This is a genomic window from Paraflavitalea soli, from assembly GCF_003555545.1.
Classification (GTDB): domain Bacteria; phylum Bacteroidota; class Bacteroidia; order Chitinophagales; family Chitinophagaceae; genus Paraflavitalea; species Paraflavitalea soli.
In genome coordinates, this window is sequence record NZ_CP032157.1 from 2,625,618 (window position 1) to 2,642,613 (window position 16,996).

Annotated in this window: 16 protein-coding genes; 11 read left to right on the forward strand and 5 right to left on the reverse strand. The window is 46.5% G+C overall.

The features are described from left to right. Nucleotides 1-67 precede the first annotated feature (67 nt). The 3 genes from D3H65_RS09650 to D3H65_RS09660 are packed head-to-tail and all read left to right on the forward strand — an operon-like array spanning nt 68 to nt 2,949. Nucleotides 68-1,126, forward strand: a complete 1,059-nt coding sequence (locus D3H65_RS09650) for a sensor histidine kinase (RefSeq protein WP_119050108.1) — start codon at nt 68-70, stop codon at nt 1,124-1,126. 19 nt (nt 1,127-1,145) lie between these two features. Next, nucleotides 1,146-2,240: a beta-galactosidase gene (locus D3H65_RS09655; RefSeq protein WP_119050109.1), complete on the forward strand. Its 1,095-nt coding sequence runs from the start codon at nt 1,146-1,148 to the stop codon at nt 2,238-2,240. 10 nt (nt 2,241-2,250) lie between these two features. Beyond that, a complete protein-coding gene (locus D3H65_RS09660; protein ID WP_119050110.1) occupies nt 2,251-2,949 on the forward strand; it encodes a DUF1826 domain-containing protein in 699 nt (232 codons plus the stop codon). A 96-nt stretch (nt 2,950-3,045) separates the two neighbouring features. On the opposite strand, the gene D3H65_RS09665 is transcribed toward D3H65_RS09660, so the two are convergent. After that, nucleotides 3,046-3,429: a nuclear transport factor 2 family protein gene (locus tag D3H65_RS09665; RefSeq protein WP_119050111.1), complete on the reverse strand. Its 384-nt coding sequence runs from the start codon at nt 3,427-3,429 to the stop codon at nt 3,046-3,048. A 364-nt stretch (nt 3,430-3,793) separates the two neighbouring features. Here D3H65_RS09665 and D3H65_RS09670 point away from each other — a divergent pair, with 364 nt between their 5' ends. Further along, the gene (locus D3H65_RS09670; protein WP_119050112.1) at nt 3,794-4,555 is read left to right on the forward strand and encodes a hypothetical protein; all 762 of its coding nucleotides are present in this window, start codon (nt 3,794-3,796) and stop codon (nt 4,553-4,555) included. A 1,111-nt stretch (nt 4,556-5,666) separates the two neighbouring features. Here D3H65_RS09670 and D3H65_RS09675 read toward each other — a convergent pair. After that, complete coding sequence (locus tag D3H65_RS09675; RefSeq protein ID WP_119050113.1) at nt 5,667-6,425, reverse strand: SDR family oxidoreductase; 759 nt, start codon at nt 6,423-6,425, stop codon at nt 5,667-5,669. A gap of 157 nt (nt 6,426-6,582) precedes the next feature. Here D3H65_RS09675 and D3H65_RS09680 point away from each other — a divergent pair, with 157 nt between their 5' ends. Beyond that, nucleotides 6,583-6,957, forward strand: a complete 375-nt coding sequence (locus D3H65_RS09680) for a hypothetical protein (protein ID WP_119050114.1) — start codon at nt 6,583-6,585, stop codon at nt 6,955-6,957. A 78-nt stretch (nt 6,958-7,035) separates the two neighbouring features. On the opposite strand, the gene D3H65_RS09685 is transcribed toward D3H65_RS09680, so the two are convergent. Beyond that, on the reverse strand, nt 7,036-7,614 hold the full coding sequence (locus tag D3H65_RS09685; RefSeq protein WP_119050115.1) for a Crp/Fnr family transcriptional regulator: 579 nt from the start codon (nt 7,612-7,614) through the stop codon (nt 7,036-7,038). Between the two features lie 262 nt (nt 7,615-7,876). On the opposite strand from D3H65_RS09685, the gene D3H65_RS09690 reads away from it, so the two are divergent. Next, nucleotides 7,877-8,440, forward strand: coding sequence for a cupin domain-containing protein (locus D3H65_RS09690; RefSeq protein WP_119050116.1), 564 nt, complete (start codon nt 7,877-7,879; stop codon nt 8,438-8,440). On the opposite strand, the gene D3H65_RS09695 is transcribed toward D3H65_RS09690, so the two are convergent. Further along, nucleotides 8,427-8,822: a winged helix-turn-helix transcriptional regulator gene (locus D3H65_RS09695; protein ID WP_119050117.1), complete on the reverse strand. Its 396-nt coding sequence runs from the start codon at nt 8,820-8,822 to the stop codon at nt 8,427-8,429. The two genes, D3H65_RS09690 and D3H65_RS09695, sit on opposite strands and share 14 nt — an antisense overlap. A 15-nt stretch (nt 8,823-8,837) precedes the next feature. Then, nucleotides 8,838-9,356, reverse strand: a complete 519-nt coding sequence (locus D3H65_RS09700) for a class IV adenylate cyclase (RefSeq protein ID WP_119050118.1) — start codon at nt 9,354-9,356, stop codon at nt 8,838-8,840. Between the two features lie 71 nt (nt 9,357-9,427). Here D3H65_RS09700 and D3H65_RS09705 point away from each other — a divergent pair, with 71 nt between their 5' ends. The 5 genes from D3H65_RS09705 (at nt 9,428) to D3H65_RS09725 (ending at nt 16,990) form a co-directional block, all read left to right on the forward strand. Next, nucleotides 9,428-10,498, forward strand: coding sequence for a LacI family DNA-binding transcriptional regulator (locus D3H65_RS09705; RefSeq protein ID WP_119050119.1), 1,071 nt, complete (start codon nt 9,428-9,430; stop codon nt 10,496-10,498). 77 nt (nt 10,499-10,575) lie between these two features. Beyond that, a complete protein-coding gene (locus D3H65_RS09710; protein WP_119050120.1) occupies nt 10,576-12,450 on the forward strand; it encodes a hypothetical protein in 1,875 nt (624 codons plus the stop codon). A 303-nt stretch (nt 12,451-12,753) separates the two neighbouring features. After that, entirely contained in the window at nt 12,754-13,674 is a 921-nt protein-coding gene (locus D3H65_RS09715) for a sugar phosphate isomerase/epimerase family protein (RefSeq protein WP_119050121.1), read from the forward strand. A gap of 16 nt (nt 13,675-13,690) precedes the next feature. Further along, nucleotides 13,691-15,214 (forward strand): glycoside hydrolase family 28 protein, encoded by a 1,524-nt coding sequence (locus D3H65_RS09720; protein ID WP_119054458.1) that lies wholly within the window; start codon nt 13,691-13,693, stop codon nt 15,212-15,214. A gap of 24 nt (nt 15,215-15,238) precedes the next feature. Further along, nucleotides 15,239-16,990 (forward strand): glycoside hydrolase family 88/105 protein, encoded by a 1,752-nt coding sequence (locus D3H65_RS09725; RefSeq protein ID WP_119050122.1) that lies wholly within the window; start codon nt 15,239-15,241, stop codon nt 16,988-16,990. Nucleotides 16,991-16,996: the final 6 nt, after the last annotated feature.

The following is a 16,996-nucleotide window of genomic DNA, read 5'->3' on the forward strand; positions in this document are numbered from 1 at the left end:
CGGTCATAACATGCCATAAACAGGGATTTACCGGTAAACCAGTACTTTTGGCGGTAGTAACCACCTGATGGCAATTTTACGTTCTCCCTTTTATGCTTCCACCGACCGGCGGCTGCGGCTGTTGGGCCCTATCGTGTTGTTTATGGTGGGCGCTTTGTTTTTTCGATTGCAGATGTACCTGGAGACACCGCCCGCCAAAATACCGATCCTGGTGACGGTAGCGTTGGGGAGTGGATTTATTGGCTGGGAACTGGCACGCCTGACGGCCTTGTTCATTCAATCGAGGTTGCCCGGCCTGGAGCGTACGCGGCAACGGCTCATTTTCCTCATCCTGGCTATCATTGTACTTTCCCACATCGGCTACCTGATCCGCAATGTAATACATGGGGTAATCGGCAGTTTTCCCCTACAATGGCCTACCCTGGTGGATTATTCGGCTCGCCTGGGGGTGCTGATCTTTTATGCTACGGTGACCCTCAACATCTACGAAGGGGCTTACCTGTGGAAACAATGGCGACAGACCATTGCGGAAAAAGAAAAGCTGATTGATTCGGAATGGCAGGCCCGGTTTGACCTGTTGAAGAACCAGATCAACCCGCATTTCCTGTTCAACAGTTTAAATGCATTGAGTTCGCTGATCGAAGAAGACCCGGCAAAAGCAGAACAATTTACGAATGAACTGAGCAAGGTGTACCGCTACCTGCTGCAAAGTAATAACCAGGAAATGGTGACGCTGGCAGTAGAGCTGCAGTTCATCCTTTCGTATGGACATCTGCTGCAAACGAGGCATGGAGAGGGTTTCAGGCTTTCGATCGATGTAGACAAACAGTATCACTCCTGCCTCATTCCTTCCTTAACGCTGCAATTGCTGGTAGAAAATGCGGTGAAGCACAATATCGTTTCGCGGGAACAACCGCTGGAAGTATCTATCCGATGTGATGGTACAGGTGTGCTGATCGTAGAGAATAAGGTGCAGAAAAAAGAGAACCAGGTTTTATCAAATGGTGTGGGACTGGCCAATATCAATAATAAGTTCCGGCTGCTGAACCTGCAGGGGATCAGGATCGAAATTACGGAGGAGCGGTTTGTGGTGATGGTGCCGCTGACAGAAGTACCCCAATATTAAAACAGGAATGAATTCAATAATGCAAAAATTAACAATCACCAAGCAAATCCTATTAGTCTTTTTATTCATCGCATCAGGCACATCTATCAATGCACAGGAAGGGAAAAACAAAAGTGATAAATATGCTGACGCTTATAAAAAGTACCTGACTGCAACTTGTCCAATCAAAAAAGACAGTATCCGGCATTTTGTATATTTCTCCCGGGACAGAGAGATGATCGTTGATCATCCTTTGCTTTCGCATCCTATGTTTACAGGCGCGCAAATCATGTATTCCTGGAAAGACTTTGAGCCTCAAAAAGGGCAATATGACTTCTCCATTTTAAAGCAGGATTACGAGTATCTAAAAAAGTATGGCAAAAAAATATTTATCCAGCTACAAGACGTCACCTTCAATCCTGCTTACAAAGCAATTCCGGCCTATTTATTTACCGAAGAATTCGACGGCGGAGCTACCTTACAATATAATGATGAAGGGAAAGCTGAGGGATGGGTGGCAAAACGCTGGAATAAGAAAGTAAGAGAACGGTTTGCCTTGCTCCTCCAGGCATTAGGAAAGGAATTTGATGGGAAAATAGAAGGCATTAACCTGCAGGAAACCGCCATTGGAGTAAGCTCAAAAACAGATCCCAGCTTTACTGAACAAGGTTATGTAAAGGGGTTAAAAGAAAATATGCTTGCTTTGAAAAAGGCTTTCCAGTCCTCCACCACCATGATATATGCCAATTTTATTCCCGGTGAATGGCTTCCCTGGGATGACAAAGGGTATCTACGCAGTATTTACCAATACGGTGAAGAGGTCGGTGTTGGATTGGGAGGTCCAGATTTAATGGTCACGAGAAAAGGGCAACTCAACCATGCGCTGGCTCTAATGCATGAAGGCCACTATACCGTTCCGATTGGAATTGCCGTGCAAGATGGTAATTATACCGGTAAAACAGGCGCAGATGCAGGCTACAATGAACATGATGATAAGGGGGAGAAATCACGAAAAAACCTTGTTCCCTTATTGCATGCTTTCGCAAAAGACTTTTTGCGGGTAAAATATATGTTCTGGGTAAACCAGGAACCTTATTTCAAAGAAGATGTGATGCCTTGTTTTTCGGGAGACTAATTATTAAACCATGATAGACTTACGGCATATTAACCATCAAATTCGCTATGTCTCCAATTTTCAGGAGCTGGTTGCAGCCCCATTTAAGGGAGCTATTAATGCCATTTGCTGGAGCCGTAACCTCACAGGTGACTTTTCTGAGATTGTTAACAAGGTAACGCTTAGCGGCAATATAACGACCATTGAACAAGAGGAGCTTTGTGCACTTGGGTTGAGTGAGCAAGGGCAGCTTGCCCGTGAAATTCTTCTACATGACTGGGAGGCCTTGAAAGCTCATGGAGCATTGCCCATCCTTAATGTGATCCAATACTATGACCGGGATGATAGCTATCCGTTTTTCCCAACAGATGTTTATTCTTTTCACGTAGATCGATCTCCTATTCCAACGGATACCTTTTTATGCACTTACCATGGTGAGCCGAGTGAAATATTGCCCAATGCGCAAGGGAGGCAAAAAGTACTTATTCCCGAAATACGTGATGAACTCAAAAAACTATACCAGGGGGCAGCGGAAGGTTTTGAATCGTTCTTAAGTGAACATTTCTTTGATCTGCACTATGAGGCAGAACCAGGTGCGCTCCCCATAAGCTTAGGCATTGGTCATCTGTGGAGATTGGCCGTGGATCATCCTGAAAGTCAGGTACCTCCCTGTCTTCACCGTGCACCCAGGGAAATATCCGGGCAGCCCAGGTTGTTGATGATCTGTTAAGCAGTCATTTTTAACAGCAAGCCGATAAATCTAAAATAATAAACCCACAGCGTTCGCTGTGGGTTTATCGTTTGCCGGGAAACTGAACAATTCCTTTTACGGTAGTTCCTGCCGATAGGAGACCTTATCCACAATCAGCCATTTCCCATCCAACTTTACCAGGTTAAACCGGTCAATGAACCGGAAAGTGGCAAAAGTGAGTTGTACCTGTGCTGATCCCGTGTCTCCGTCCCAGGTATAGGAAAGTATCTTGGGTTGACAATCCTGTATGGTTGCCTTGGCCACCAGGTCCAGGTATTGCGGCAGTGCCCACTGGACCAACTTTCCGTCTATGATGGTCCTGATAAAGGCTTCGGGGTGAAAAGCTCCCCGCATTCTTTCGATGTCTAATACCGGACGTCCCTGCAGGTAATCGTTCAGCGTAAGCTGGATCAATTGCTGTTCCTCTTCAACTCCGACTTTGCTTGCTACAGTTTCCATGTTTTTTGGCGCAAATCTATTTTAATGGCTTGCATACTTCCAAAAGTATATACGGTAAAACAAAATAGCTCTTTAAGTGTTTTACACACCAGATAAGCTTGATCACCATCCGCTTACTGCACCCGCAGCTATTCCTGCGGGTTTTGTTTTTCCGGAATGACCGGATCGAACCAGCGCCCTTTGCGTCCGGTGAGCTTCCCATTAAGCATATAACCCGGAAGGGCATTCCAAAATAAAGTTCCCTATTGATTGGTACCGCTACCCGGTTCAGTTGTTATTATAATAGAATATGATAGGACGACCTGGTGACCGGCGTCCTTGTTCAAAGAAAATCCATCCAATAACCTATAACATTAATCAAAGAATGAAAAGATTAACCAGCCAACACGTACTGGCATTGTTTGCGATCGTATCGCTTATTATCCTCGAAGGTTGTAGAAAAGACATAGACATGCCTGTGGCGCCAGACCTGAACCAGCTTTATGCCACTGCCATTGATGATGCCATGATCACTGAAAACATAGAAAGGATCGACACGCTGTGGCCTATTTCGAATGCCAATAGCAGGTTGCAATGGAAAACGGTGCATGGTAAGCAATATGTGTTGATGGCTACTTTTATGCGTTTCCCTTCCAGCTATCCGGAAGGGGATTCGATCACCACCACCTGGGGTGATGCCTGGTTATTCATTCCCCAGCAAATGAAAATGCGCATTGGCGGGAGTTTTAAAGCTGACTCTGATACGTTGCTGCGTATCTGTCAGCTGTTGGGTTTGCCGCCGGTAAACAGCCGTACGAATACCCATATTGCCGAAATGTGGGTTCCGGCTGATAGTTTACAGCGCCCGGCAGGCAATCCGGCAATCAATACTACGGCCGCCAATGAAGTATTGATCAGCGGCGCCTCCCCCTCTTACACCTCCTGGTTTAACAATTATATCATCTACGCGTATTATCATACTCTTACCAGCGCCACGGACTTCCACTATCCGTGGACCCGGTTAGGCTATACCTTCGACTGGGCACCTACTGCCCATGAAGTGGGGCTAAGCGAATACGTATTGCGGGCCAACACCGGCTGCTGGGTAAACAAAACGCGAACGGCCAGTGGTTATTTTAAGGAATGAGGTAACTCCCTGGTTAGCCGCTACAATTCGTTTCGACAACATATACCGCTGTTTGGGGTTTGGGTGCTCTATAGCTTACCCGTAAAGATCCCTATAGTAGTCCCAGAGAGATCCCAGAAGAATACTACCACTATGGCCTCTATAAGAGCTCTATAACTGCTCTATAATAGCTCTATAACTTTTTGGAATAAATTTGACTTCCTGTTCCTGATAGCCTATTTCTGTCACCCTGACTTCCCCTGGCACTGAGTAAACACACAACATGTGTCGTGCCAAATCCAAAAGTGGCATGGCCGTTTTTGTTATTTTCGTATATTTTGTAAAAAATCGACGCACATTACGTCGATTTTTTACATTTTATACAAAATAGACGAATTCAGCCATCAGGCATTTGGAAACGGGTATCCGAATGTCGTACGTTTGTAGGGAACAGTTACCAAAGCAATCGACTATGTGGACGGGGCCCCTAAGCATGGTTGATGGAAACTACTAAGTGTTGTGCAACACTTGCAGATGAAAAGCTACGAGCCACGAGCTTCGAGCTACGAGCCTTAAGCTTCGAATCTTTTGAAGGCGCATTCGCTGTTAAGTGATAGCGATTGGCGGTTGACTGATTGGTTTTTAGCTGTCAACTGAGGGCTATTGCCACTGGTATTGATCCTTTGTTTCCCGGATCTGAATCTATGATGAATGGCTGCGGAACATTTACGAGAGGAAGAACGGGATAAAAACAGGGAGGCAGAAGCCAGGATTTGGTTGCTGGTTAAAAACGATCAGCGCCTGGCCGGAAAGCGGCGGCATCGTTGCGGGCAATCCTGTCTGCGCGGATGTTTCCGGGTATCCGGAGGGTAAATAAAAACTGGTTCTTTTATCAGAGATATGATAATAGCCCTGCTCCCTACATTGGAGCGGGGCTTTTTGTGAGTGGTGAATGGAGTTCACCAACCATTGGTAAGTGTCGAGTATGAAACAACCGGGCATGCTGACTCGCTGCAAGAGTTAATGTTGGCCTTGACCCAAATGAGGAAAGTTGCATCGAAATAAGATCACAGGACGTTGATCCTGTGATCTTTCGGATATATAGTTTTGTAAATGAGTATATCGACAGGGCTTAGCGTTGGTTTTCAGGTTTAGAGATCCAGTCAACATATTCACTTTCCCCCAGGTAAACAGGGTTTTCAGGTGTAAGTGTTGTTTTATGGAGTGTTACACCGGAATAAGTAGCATTGGCATCGGTTATCACTTCCAATGTTTTTTTGGTACCCTGTTGGTATATTTTTATCCATTCATCCAGCCTGAACTGTTCCGGCCCGCCGATTTCCACCATCTTGTTTTTAGGGCTTTCTGTAGCAATTTTAGCCAGGAAAGCAGCTACATCCTTACTGGCGATGGGTTGTATCAAGGCATCAGAAAGTCTTACTTTTCCATCATCCGAAGTGCTCATGGCCACAATACCGCCGGCGAATTCAAAAAATTGGGTTGCGTGCACAATAGTAAATGGGATGCCCGATGCTTTGATGAGATTTTCCTGTACCAATTTAGCGCGAAAATATCCGCCATCCTGCATTTTTTCTGTCCCTACCACAGATAAGGCAATGTGATGTTGCACGCCTGCGGCCTTTTCTGCACGCATCAGATTTTCGTTTGAAACTTTAAAAAAGTTCATTACCGGCTCGTCAGCAAATGATGGCGAATTGGATACATCCACTACCACGTTGGCGGTTTTAAGTACTTCCTCCAATCCTTCACCGGTCAGGGTGTTAACACCTGTATTGGGTGAAGCAGCTATTACTTCGTGTTGTTGTTGTGCCAGAATATTTACAAGTTGGCTTCCGATAAGTCCGGTGCCGCCGATGATTACAATTTTCATTGCTTTTTGTTTATTGTTATTAATAAAGCAAAAGTGAGCATTGAAAATCTGTAAAAACTTAAACTGGTTTAAGTTTTTACAACGATGCAGTTTTCATTTTTGTACTGCAAAAGACAGCCTTAGGGTTTATGTTTAAATTTTTAAAAAATAGAAAAAAATGAATAGCGAAAATTTAATTGAGCTGACAAAAGAGCTTATCTATGAGGCGACACATTTTAATGTTGCTTATGTAAAACAAATTTATGCGGACAATTTGCTCATTGTTAAAGTTGACAAAACCGGCGTGGTCGATACGATGAACAAAGAACAGCTGGTAGGTTTTGTAAAAGGGAACAGTGACGCCAAAGCAGCACCATTCTCTACCAAAGCTGAATTTCATTACGCTGTTTGTGATGGGAATATGGGTATGGTAATAATGACGCGGGATCTGGAGCTGGATGGAAAGTCGGCCCCCAAATTCTTTACACTGATCTGGGAATACGCTTCAGGAAGGTGGCAGGTGACTAAGGAATCTTGTCTTGCGCTTAATTAATGGGATGTTTTCCGGTCAAAACCTGCTATATGCTTTCAGTGCTGTTGCTTTTGTCAACAGGACTGAAAGCATTGTGCATTATTTAGGAAACACTTTTTTGCGAATTTCACTTAAATATTCTGGGGTAAACCCTAAAAAAGAGGCAATGAGGTATTGTGGTACGCGTTGTACGAATTCAGGATGCTTGCGTACTAATTCATAATAAAACTCTTCCTTTGAAAGCGAAAAAAGATACTTGACACGCATTTGTGCGGCGGCATATGCTCTTTGGTAAACAAACCGGAAATAGCGCTCCATCACAGGATGGGCCGCAAGCAGTTTTTCCTGGTTTTCCTGGGTGATATATAGTATTGCTGATCTTTCTACTGCCTGTATATAAAATTCGGTTCTCAACTTATGTTCATAGGCAATGTTGTCAGTGATCCACCAGGTTTCAATGGCAAATTCGACGGTTTGTTCGATTCCTTTTTCGTTGATATAGAATTTCCGTAGTAATCCTTCCAGTACAAAAAAATGACGTTTACAGACCTGTCCCTCTTCCAGTAGATTTTCTTTTTTGGCAACGAATTTAGTATCAAAGAATACTATAATTTCTTCAAATTGATCATCAGAAATTTTTATAAACTTTTCTACATGTTGACGGAATACCTGAGACATTGATTAGTTATAAATTTATTTATTACAATAAAAATACAAATTAATCCCCGGAAGGAATACCATATAACTTCAGAAACGAGACATTTCGAACCACAAAGATCAATGAGGGCCCTATTTTCAATACGGAAAACGAAATTGATTTTGCAGCTGAAGCATTACGGAAAGAACTGGCTTGATAAACGTACCTACTTTCCATTTGGTAAGTAACGATTTTCGCGCAGGTGAATGGCATAGTTTTGTGCAAAAGCAAAATCATTTCCGTATGCTCAACAGAAGGACTTTTTTAGGGTTCACAGGTGTTCTGGGAAGCACCCTTTTGCAAAACAATGCATTTGCTGCCAGTGAAGCGCACAACATGGAGCCGCTGCTTGCAAAACCAGCGCTCGACAACTCATATTGGTATCTTGGTCACCTGCTGTCGGTACTGCTTAGTGCGGAGAAAACAGGAGGTTTGCTGGCTCTTTTAAAAGTTACAGAGATAAAAGGGCTTGAACCTCCGCCCCATACGCATACCAGGGAAGACGAGCTATTCTACCTGTTGAACGGGGAAATTGAATTCCTTGTAGGAGGAAAAACATATAAAGCCGCTTCCGGCGATTGCATGTTCCTGCCCAGAAATATTGTGCATTCTTTCAGGGTTTTGACAGACCAATCGGACGTAGTGATGCTGCTGACGCCGGGAGGTTTTGAAAAATATTTTATTGAGATGAGTGAGAAAGCGCCGGAATTAAAACAGCCACCACGGCCATCTGGTCCACCGGATATTCCACGGCTTATTGCCACTGCTAAAAAATACGGCATACAATTTCCGACTAATCCCGGTTAACATGCAGCATAGCGATCTGCTCGATGTCTGCAAACGGTGTCTGGTACATGTCCCCGCTCACCTTAGCATCCTGCAAATGCGCATACCCCCAATCAACAATTTGATTTATCACCGGCAAAAGGCTCCGGCCTAATGGCGCCAGAGAATATTCCACCCGTACGGGTGCTTCATCAAACTTCTTGCGGTATACAATTTCTTTGCCCTCAAAAAACTGCAGTTCTTTCATTAGTATCTTATCAGTGATACCTGCGATATGTTTTTTCAGTTCACCAAACCGCAACGGTTTCTGAGACAGATTCCACAGAATCGCGATCTGCCATTTTCCTGCCAGGAACTGCATGGCATATTGTACGGGGCATCCTTTGAATAGAAGTTCATCCATAACCCGGATTTTAAATCAACTTTTATTTAAGAGCATATCGCTATAAGAGTATTGAAGAAGGTCTTCGTCTTTTATCTCAAATGCCTTGCGGTAGTATTCGCATTGCTCCTGCAACTTTTCTACGGGCAGGTCCTCGGTTTTATTGCTGGCTTCTACTTCTACGAAATTGCCCAACCCATCGAGCTCATCCAGGTGAAACTTTACATTGCCGATGAAATAGATCTCCCGCTTTTTCACCACCGTCACTTTTATACCCAGGGCATTGGTGAGTGTTTGCTTCAAGGAAGCAGCATCAGGTACCGGCGTGAGTATGAAATCAGATTGTTTAGGTCCTGCCTGGTTGCTGCGCTGGTACCAGATGAGGTTGTTCTCAATATTGCCTTCCCGCAATTTCAGGCGTCCATTGGGCACATTAAAGTAAGTATCCGTTTGCCCGTCAATGCCCCGGAACTCAGCTCCCCGGTTGAGGAGGTATTGCCTGATCTGCGCTGTCTTTTCCGTTCTGGCCTTTATTTCAATATTGATGAATGACATGCGGCAAAAGTATATAAGAACAATTTATGCCGCTTTTTTTATATTTGGTGCTTATTCTACCAAGGTCGAACATGAAAAAAAATACGGATAGTAATGCGGGGGTGAAAGAGATTGCCAGACGGGCCAAGGTCTCTACAGCTACAGTAGACAGGGTGATCCACAACAGAACGGGGGTCTCGGAAAAGACCAAGGACCGTATCAATAAGATCATCCAGGAACTCAATTACCAGCCCAATGTGCTGGCGCAAAGGCTGGCGCTGGCCTCCCGGGGCACGCTCCGGCTGGCGGTATTGCTCCCTGCTATTTCAGAAGAAACGGAATACTGGAAAGCGCCACTGGAGGGCGTCAACAAAGCGGAATCGGAGATCAAACAGTACCGGGTACAGATCGAGCGTTATTTCTTTGACCAGAACATAAAAGCTTCCTTTGAAGAACAGGCGCAGCGCATTATGAAAGCTGAACCGGATGGCATCCTGGTATCTCCCACCTTTGAAGAAGAATCCAAAGTATTGCTGGCGTATTGCTCCGAACGGAATATTCCCTGCGTACTGATCAACTCTGATATATCGGGCTATGACAGGCTTTCGTATATCGGTCCGGAGTTGTTTCATAGCGGATACCTGTCTGCCCAACTGGTGCACTATTGTGTGACGAAAGGACAAAAGGTAATAATCGCCAATATTGCCCGGGAGATCGATAACAACTTTGCCATCCTGCGCAAAGAAGAAGGATTCAGGGCCTATTTCAAAGAGAACCTATCAGAAAAACTGGTATTACCTTTCAACTCCACGGATACGGATTATAAAACTGTTGCAGCCAAGCTGTCCAAATTACTGAAGACGGAAGAAAAGCTCGGAGCTATCTATGTAACCAATTCGCGGGTGTCGCTGGTAGCGAAATGGCTGGAGGCAGTAGACAGAAAAGATGTGCTGCTGATCGGTTATGATTTTCTGGATGAGAACGTAAATTATCTGGAGAAAGGGTTTATTGATTTCCTCATTTGTGAAAAGCCGCAGGAGCAGGGTTACCGGGGGATCATGACCTTATTTCAAACCCTTGTGTACTCAGCGCCCGCGGAAGAAAACTACCTGATGCCGATCGATATTATTACGCGGGCGAATTATAAATTTTACAGAAACTAGGCCAGGGAATATTTTTTTGCTCTATATTCGTGCACGTGCCCGTAAATTCGGGAATATCATCCTAAAACCGGTTGCCGATGCGCCGAACGCTTGTTGCCATTGCATTATTTGTGCTTTGCGGGTACAGTATCCGTGCACAGGTATTGGATATGAAAAAGGAGTATGCTGCTACCCTGCTACCACTCACCAAGGTGTTGTTGAAACTGCAGGTACAGGAGCGTGCTGACGCGCATTGCGGCGCCATTGCCTGTCAATCCTGCAACGTATGGCATACAAGGGCCGCTGAAGCTGTTTACCCTTTTTCCGTGGCTTATAAGATCACCGGGGAAGACCGTTACTTACAGGCCGCTAAAAATGCCGGCGCCTGGCTCATCAGGCAACAGGAAACGAATGGCAGCTGGAAGGAAACGCCCGAAGAATGGACAGGCACCACTACGGATCAGCTGCTGATGATGATGATGGCCTATGAGTTGATCAACCCACATCTTTCAGCAAGTGAACGCACAACCTGGGAAGCCTCTATCCGGCAAGCTGCGGATTATTTATACCAGGTAATGAAGCCTGAATTTGCCAGTATCAATTATGTAGCTACTACTACGGCCACGCTGGCCAAAGCCTATGCTTTCACACACAATCCACAACATGTACAGAAGGCCAGGGAACTGGCACACCGCACGATCTCCAAAATGGATGAAAGTGGCTTTATCAATGGAGAAGGGGGACGAGGCATTGGCAATAAACTGGGTGTGGACCTGGGGTATGAGATGGAAATGAGTTTGTGGGGGCTGGGCCTGTATGCGCGTTTAACACAGGATACGCTGGTAGATAGTTATGTAAAGAGATCGCTGAAAGAACACCTGTATTTTATATACCCCGATGGATCGCTGGATAATTCCTGGGGCATCCGCTCCAATAAATGGACGATGTATGGCGGCGCTACCTCTGATGGCTGTCAGGCTTTGTTTGCCTTGTATGCGCAGGAAGATGCCCGCTATGCAACTGCCTCACTCAGGAACCTGCAATTTCTCCGCACTACTATTTTGCCGGAAGGATTGATCGGTTATGGTCCGCACCATTACCGGGCATTGGGTAAACCTCCCTGCATCTACCCTACTTTTACAAAAGCCAAGAACCTTGCCCTGGCCTATGAATTGGACAAGGTTTCCAAACATGTAGCTACACCGATACCATCGGATGCCACCGGCTGGATGAAATACTTTCCCACGCTGGACATTGTGCAGGTAAGGACCAATAATTTCATGGCTACCATCACGGGTTATCGCTATAAAGACCAGGCAGCGGGTGCACGCAGTAAATATATGCACCGGCCCAATGGCGGCACGCAATCTTATTTATGGATGAAGGACCAAGGAGCTTTGCAGGTGTCGAGCGTAACAAGTTATTCACGCCCGGAGCCGATGAGTTTTCCCGAAGCACCCGGGGTGGAATGCCTTACACCGCAGATCTTTTACAAGGACAGCACCGGTTATTTCACCAACCTGTATGAATTTGACAGCCGTCTTACCACGCGGCAGTTGGGCAAACATCTTTTCCAGGTGGAAGCCACGGGTGAGCTGAAGAACAAGGATTGGATCAATGGCACCGTAGCGTATACCATCAGGTATGTTTTTGCAGATGACTATATCGAGAAAACGATCAAGCTAACCTATCACGATGCCTTTCCCGTGATCACCGTGCGGGAGCCCTTTGTAGCCAACGAAGGGACGGTGTTCAGCCAGCTGGATAGTTCAAAGCTGTCGATACAAACCATGAAGCAGCGGCTTTATTTTGGCATTACAGGCGGTGAGGGAAAATTGTATGGGGGAAGAAATGCGGAACATTTTTGGATGCCCTACCCTGCTGTAAAGGCTTATCCTGTGGAAGTGGAGATAACGCCGCCGGTGAATGGGTTTACGAAAGAGATAAAATATAGGATTGGGTTAGGGAAGTAGGAAGAAAGGCAGCTCACAGATCTCACTGATTTGCACAGAATATAACCGCTTCGCGGTTAAAGGCTTCGTACTGCAATGCGGAATAAAACGCTGTTAAATGAACTCTTAAAAGTGTGTGCAGGGGTAAAGAAATGGTGAAATTAATTTGTTCTTTTAGATTATTTTATTAGATTCGTGCACGTGCCCGCTCTTATCCTACGCACCAGTTCTATTTCCTTTTAAACCTTATTAAATCCCATTGTGGGGTTTTATTTTTCCCTAATCTCGGGCACGTGCCCGAAAATATTGAAAACCCGACCTTTGATGATGAATTACAGCGAACGTATGTGCTGCGCTTACCTATATATTATTTCAAAGTATGGTTATCCCCCGCCAGTGGAGGATACGGTAGCGCATATTGCGGAGATGGCGGGGCTGGGCTTCCGGCATATCGAGCTGGAAGGGATCGGGAAAGAAAATATCGATTACCTGTACCATCACCGGGCCGGCATTGCAGAAGCATTGAAGGCCAATGACTGTTCGGTACCCATATTCTGTATTGTATTACCGCAACTGGGCTCTGTTAACCCGGCAGAGCGCTCCAGGAGTCTGGCGCTTTTTGAAAAAGGCTGTGCCACCGCAAAGGCACTGGGCGCTGAAGGGGTATTGGACAATGGCCCCTTGCTGCCCCTCACCTATCCTGCCGATATGCCCGTAATGCGGCATTATAATGACGAGATACTGGGTAAACTGTTGCCTGCGCCAGAACTACACTGGAACAACTACTGGCAGCAACTGACGGCCACGTACAAAGCCGCCTGTCACATTGCAGCCAAGTATGATCTCGATTATCACCTGCATCCCTGTGAAGGCAGTCTGACGGTGAGCACGGACGCATTTATCAATTTCTCCCAGGCGGTGGATGAGCCCAACCTGTATTTCAACCTCGATACGGCCAACCAGTATTTCATGAAAGAAAACCTGTCGCTGAGCGTATTGAGGCTGGCTGACAAGATCAGCTATATCCATATTTCAGACAATGGGGGACTGCAGGTAGAACACCAAACGCCGGGCGATGGTACCATTTACTGGGATGGATTCTTCAGCACCTTGCAGGCAGTTAATTATAAAGGCAGGATCGCCATCGATGTAGGTGGCGCTGAAACAAATATCCAGGATATAGAACAAGCATACAGGCAATCGGCCGGCTGGCTTGATCAACAGATCAACCGGTATTTATCATAAAAACAGGTTCATGGTAATGTCGAGGAAATTTTTCAAGGGTTCTTTCTTAGCCGCGATGGCATGGTGCATGGCCGCCCCTGCAGGGTATGCACAGCAGTATAATATAACCAGTTCCGGAGCAGTAGGCGATGGTACTACAGACAATACCATTGCTATTCAAAAGGCGATAGACAGCTGTACAATAACCGGCGGTACGGTATATTTTCCCGGCGGCACATTCTTGTCGGGAACGATCGTACTGAAGAGTAATGTAACGCTTCATTTATCGGCCAAAGCAGTACTGCTGGGTCAGCCTGCTGCGAAGCATTACCCTTATCAGCAATCGGGTATTCCTTTCTATGGAGAAGATTGGGCTAAACAAGCGTTGATCTTTTGCAAGAACCAGGAGAATGTAAAGATCGAGGGAGAAGGCACGATTGACGGACAAGGGGCTTCCTTTGTGATCAATACGATCAAGAAACCGGACCGCTACAAAGACCGCCCCTACCTGCTGTGGTTTGCCGGTTGCAAAAAAGTAACTGTAACGGGAGTGAGGTTAAGAAATTCAGCCTTCTGGATGCAGCATTACCTGGGTTGTGAGCAGGTACTGATCGATGGGATCAATATCTGGAACCATTCGAACAAGAACAATGACATGATCGATATCGATGGCTGCCGGTATGTGACGATCTCGAATGTAACGGGCGATTCTGATGACGATGGCATTACGATCAAGAGTACTTCGAAGCTGATCTCTGAATACATCACGATCACCAATTGCATCCTGAGCAGTCATTGCAGTGCGCTTAAGTTTGGCACGGAATCAACCGGCGGTTACCGGAACATTGTGATCTCCAACACGGTGATCAAACCTTCTGCGCAGGTGGCTACCATTTATGGACGGCCGGCAGGTATCAGCGGTCTCGCGCTGGAACTAGTAGATGGCGGTATCATGGAAAATATTTCGATCAGCAATATGGTGATCGAAGGGCCTGAAGTGCCCCTGTTCATCCGGCTGGGCAACCGAGCGCGCCAGCACGTTGCTTCCGCACCTATCCCGGCTACCGGTAAATTAAAAAATATCAGCATTTCGAATATCATCGCCACGGGCGCCAATGATATTGGCTGTTCTATTTCAGGACTGGCAAAAGCGCCTGTTGAAAATATATCGCTGCACAATATCAGCATTGAAATGAATGGCGGCGGTACAGCGGCGGATGCTGTGGTGGTACCGGAAGAAAAAGAAGTGGATTACCCGGAAGCCACGATGTTTGGCAAGTTGCCGTCCTATGGTTTTTTTATTCGTCATGCTACTGATGTGCGGCTGTCTGATATCCGGCTGCGCTATAAAACAGCAGATGCCCGGCCTGCTTTTGCTGTTTCGGGTACGGATGGCTTTACACTGACAGGACTGAATGTACAAAGTGCTGCGGGCACTGAAGCTGTAGTGGTGGTAAAGGACAGTAAGAACGGGATCGTAGGAGGAAATGTTCCTGAATTTCCCGCACGCCGGCTTGTTAAACAGGATCAACAAAGTGTTAATATCAAAGTGATCAAATAGATATTGCATACATTAAATAATGGCATGAAGCACCGCATTCCATATCTGTACCGCCTGATCGCACTGATGCTGCTGCCGCTGCTGGCAGGCGGTGGAAGGGTGCATGCACAGGCATCTCCTGCTGCACTTACGCTGGCCAGGCAGGTGGCAGACCGGTTTATTGCCGATACACGCTTTGACCTTGTATTTGAACCGCAGGAAGAAGTGCTGGGGATGCAGGTAGTGAACTTCAGTCACCTGGCGTTGCAAGCCGGCCAGCGGGGTTATGCACTCAGGTATTCGCAGAGTGGTGCAGATACGCTGGTACGATTTGGGATAAGCAGTGCAGCCAGCCTACAAATATGGCTCAACGATGTGCTGGTATTTGAACAGCCATCAGGATTGAGCACCAATCCCAAAGAAGTGGCGTACGGCAAGTTCAGGTTCAGCCGGTATTTTACAGCACGTCAGCAAAAAGGAAGCAACAAGTGGTTGATCCTGCTGGATGGAGCTAACCAAATTGCTCCGGTTGTATTGCTGCGGCCCCAAACAGCGGCGGATGACCTCGATGGCGCTGTTGCGTTCAATAGTCCTGAAACAGGCGGCACCTGGTTGTTTGCCGGAGGTTTCGCCGCAGGCAGCTCCTCTTCTCTTCCGGGGTCTATACAGTTTCCTTATTTAACTGGTACGGATCTATACAGCTGGCAAAAAGCGCCGCAGCGTTTACTGCCTACGTTGAGAATAGATAGTACGGCCGCCTATCAGCGGGAGTCGTATGCCAACTGGCATTATTCGCATGGGATAGCTGTGTGGAGTATTCTGCAACTGGCCGGGGCAACGGAGCAAACAGGATACAACGGATTTGTAAAAAAGTATACAGACTTTGTCCTCAACAGCAGCCCTTATTTCAACTACCAATATGAACAACAGCATGCCTGGCGGGGCACATTGCATCGCCTGTTTCGCCGGACCATGCTGGATGATACGGGCGCTCCTATCCTGCCTTTTGCTGCACTATATACCACAACAGACAATGCAGGGCTGAAAGCGTTGGTAGATACCATTGCGCAGGTGGTGAGGACTCAGCAGACAAGATTGGCAGATGGTACTTTCTGCCGGCCCGAACCCGTGGCTTATACGGTATGGGCGGATGATCTTTTTATGAGCGTACCCTTTCTTTCCATAATGGCTAAGGCTACAGGCAACGCCGGTTTTTTTGATGAAGCAAGCAAACAGGTATTGCAATTTCAGCAATACCTGTTTAATCCTGCCACTGGATTGTACAAGCACGGCTGGTTCAGCACCAGCCGGGAACAAGCGGTGGCTTACTGGGGCCGGGCCAATGGCTGGATCGCCTGGGCCACAGCAGAGTTGCTGAATGTATTGCCACGGCAACACGCGGCTTATCAAAAAATACTGACAGCCTTCCGGCAACATATGGCGGCGCTTGTAAAATGCCAGCTGGCGAATGGCATGTGGCCGCAGTTGCTGAATCGCCCGGATTCCTATGCAGAGACTTCCTGTACAGCGATGTTCACACTGGCGATTGCCAGAGGGGTAAGCAAAGGATGGCTGCCGTCTGCTTATAAGAAATATGCCTTGCTAGGTTGGCAAGGTGTGGCGCGGAACATTGAAGAAAATGGTCTCGTTCATGGCATTTGCCGGGGCACGGAGATCGGGTTTGATGAGCAATTTTACCTGGACCGTAAGCAATTGGATAATGATCCCCGCGGCCTGGGAGCGGTCATTACGGCTGGTATAGAAATTTCGAAACTGGATCAATCAACAAAAAAATAAAGATCA